Source organism: Vibrio sp. RM-69-4 (genome assembly GCF_024743775.1).
GTDB classification, from domain to species: domain Bacteria; phylum Pseudomonadota; class Gammaproteobacteria; order Enterobacterales; family Vibrionaceae; genus Vibrio; species Vibrio anguillarum.
Genome location: NZ_JAMQXI010000010.1, coordinates 1 through 3,117 on the forward strand (window position 1 = coordinate 1; position 3,117 = coordinate 3,117).

At 40.8% G+C, this 3,117-nt stretch carries 4 protein-coding genes; all 4 read right to left on the reverse strand.

The features are described 5' to 3' along the window. Positions 1-109: 109 nt before the first annotated feature. Entirely contained in the window at positions 110-505 is a 396-nt protein-coding gene (locus tag NB504_RS01055) for a hypothetical protein (RefSeq protein ID WP_186295742.1), read from the reverse strand. 134 nt (positions 506-639) lie between these two features. Next, positions 640-1,104: a GNAT family N-acetyltransferase gene (locus NB504_RS01060; protein WP_258428093.1), complete on the reverse strand. Its 465-nt coding sequence runs from the start codon at positions 1,102-1,104 to the stop codon at positions 640-642. A 662-nt stretch (positions 1,105-1,766) separates the two neighbouring features. Further along, the gene (locus NB504_RS01065; RefSeq protein WP_258428094.1) at positions 1,767-2,567 is read right to left on the reverse strand and encodes an HNH endonuclease; all 801 of its coding nucleotides are present in this window, start codon (positions 2,565-2,567) and stop codon (positions 1,767-1,769) included. A 174-nt stretch (positions 2,568-2,741) separates the two neighbouring features. Next, positions 2,742-3,032: a YkgJ family cysteine cluster protein gene (locus NB504_RS01070; RefSeq protein WP_081245540.1), complete on the reverse strand. Its 291-nt coding sequence runs from the start codon at positions 3,030-3,032 to the stop codon at positions 2,742-2,744. Between the last annotated feature and the right edge of the window lie 85 nt (positions 3,033-3,117).

A 3,117-nucleotide genomic window follows, 5' to 3' on the forward strand; every position in this document is an offset into this window, starting at 1 on the left:
AATTAAGGTGTGAAGCACGCGACCACGACAATTAACGAAACCACCGTAAACACTAAATTCAACCCAAACCAAAAATGCCAAGCGTGCTGAATCACTCTTAAATTGTTTGTTAGTTGTTGTTTTCCAGGGAGCTCCTGTTGTCCCAATGCTCCCCTAAACCTAAAGACTTTAGGTGCTGTTTTCTGCGGAGATCACTACTTGTTTGTTCCGCCAATTCAGCTTGTATTTCTTGGAATTTTGTTTGCTTTTCTAATTCTGCGGCTTGGCGCTGAAGTTCAAGACCTTGTACCTCTAAAGCTTTTGTATTAAGTGACAACTCATGCCTTTGCAAGTTGTAGCCAACAATTAGCCAAAGAAACGCCACTGGGGCAAAAATCCCAGCCAAAAAATCGCCCCACTCATTTAATTCTAAGGCCTTTGCATCAGGCCAAGTTACAGAAATTAGCGCAACAATAACTGTAAACCACAGCACAGTAAGTGATATACCAATTTTCTCAAGTTTCAAATTTTGTCTCCAACAACTAACGCCCGGCTAAGGGGTTGACAACGCACCGCCGAACTCAAAAAACACACTTAAACACTGAACTTTAATTTTGCACCAAAGTCGCCATGCGTTGGCAATCCCTCTTGAGCCGTTTGTTAGCTGAATTTTTCCATAACAAAGTTACGCAGCTTTTGGCCTCGGACTTCTACCATTTGTTCTTGCGCAACTTTGAAGCCAAACTTCTCATAAAACGGGCGAGCTGTAATACTGACTTCAGAGTAAAACCTAATAATTCCTTGTAACTCGCCAACTTTTAACACGTGCTCCATCAAGTTTCGTCCGATACCTTTACCTTGATGCTCATGGTGACAAAAGAAATGATCAATTAATCCGCTTTCTTGAAGGTCGGCATAACCAACTATTTCACCACCGATTTCTGCAACAAAAGGAGAAATCGAATTCATTTTGCGCTGCCATATATCAGAAGAAAATCCGTTGGGAGCCCATGCTTCGGCTTGCGCTTGAGTATAATCACGTATATTCACATTACGAATCGTGTGATAGAAAATAGCCCATAAATCACGAGCATCTGATTCTTTATATTTTCTAATTTTGATCATACTGATATTTACCACCATTCAGCTAACGCCCGGCTAAGGGGTTGACAACGCACCGCCGAACTTAAAAAACACACTGTAAACACTGAATTTCAATTTTGCACTAAAGTCGCCACGCGTTGGCAATCCCTCTTGAGCCGTTTGTTATGCAAATTCAATGAGATAAACCGAATTTACACGATCAAAAGCCACAATTGCAATGGTTGAGTGATTCAAGAATCAACCCAAGCAAGAACTGTGATAAATGAGCCGCCAAAACAAAGTCCACCTTTCAGCAACAAGCCAAGCTTTTATGTCAGGAAAACTCAACGAGCGAAAACTTCAGCAAGTACAAAATGCTCGATAAACTTGCCCTTTCCACACTTTGCGCCCACAAATTTCACAGCAAACCAGCGCTAAAATTGATTGAGGCAAACAAAGAACCTTGCCTGTTTTACGGTTTGAGTAAACAACGAATCTGAGGGTGAAAGTGCTCATTTGCCGACAACACAAAACGAATAGCCAGAGAAATCCCAAAAGATTGAGCCCCTAAATTTACCTGAGTTGCATAACGCCGCATTAAGGGGCGAACAACGCACAAAAGCACTTAATGCATAGCACATTCATCACAAAAACAAACGCATGGCAAAAATGCCACGCGTTGTGAGTCCCTCTTAAATGCTTTGTTAGGTTCTAATTGGCCACGCGAAAGTATCTGGAATATATTGTACTTTTGCTCGCTTCTTGTTGTTACATTTTGGACATGACAGAACTAGGTTCGTGGGATCATTTGTACCGCCACGTGCGATAGGGACCATATGGTCTATGTCATACGTCTGGTTTGGTATGGAAGGAATAGCAACAGGGGTACCACAGTAATGGCACAGTCCTCCCTCACGATTAAGAATTAAATCTCTAATCCACTTATTAAAATGCTGGACTCTAGGTAACTGTCCATCCTTTTCTAGGATAGGATACTGTTGTTTCATTAATGGCGATATTTTTTCTGCTAACCTCGTATTAAAATCAAATAGAAATGCTTTGCGATACCACAAATGTGCAAATGCGGAATCAACAAAAACCTGTAGACCAGACAAGAAAAGGTTTCGATGTAGATCCCTAGCCTCAATAATCCCATCAGGGGATTTTCGATAAAACTCTCTAGGCACTGCGATATTCATATGCTTAAACATGCTGATTGCATACTCAGAGAAATCTGTATATTCACCAACCCAGTCTAGGTCATCGTATAAATATAGGTAAAACTCTATATAAGCTAGATCGCTTAATACTTTATGTAATGCTGTTGACTCCGAAATTTCTTTTGAAGCTAATGCATATTGCAGCAAGTCTTGATCTAGCTCTTCAAAATGTATAGCTTCATTTCCATCTAACGGAGTTCTATATACGAATCGTTCTACAGCAGAAACTAGATCAAGAGCTGGGCCACCATTTATGATGTTACTAATATTTCGATTTCTTCTCATATGTTACCTAATTGAACCTAACGCCCGGTTAAGGGGCTGACAACGCAAAACACTGAGCTCAAAATAACAGCCGTAATCACAAATGCCGATTTGAGCAAAAACCGCCACGCGTTGGCAGTCCCTCTTTAACCGTTTGTTATGGCTAACAACACTCTGATTTATCGAACATAATTTTTAAGATAAATCTGACCTTTCATCTCGACATTCATAAGAGCCCATTTCAAACTCTCGACAAATCCAAGGTCGATTCTCATAAATCGTGCACATGAATGTTTCTCGATCTAAAGCTGAGCACCAACCATCCGCCAAACGTAGCATGGTTTCCCCACCCCATTGGTCGAAAGCAATGTGTTGCTCTGGCACACCTGTATCTGTAATGATCATGACCTCTAAACGACAGCAACAAGCCTGACAGTTTGAGCAAGAAATTTCCGTACTAGATACATTTTTAATTGGAATTGTCATCGTGTTCTTCAAATCAGTGCAATCGCAGCATAGTACTCCAATTTGAACCAATTTATCGACATTCGTAACCAACTCAATTTGGGAG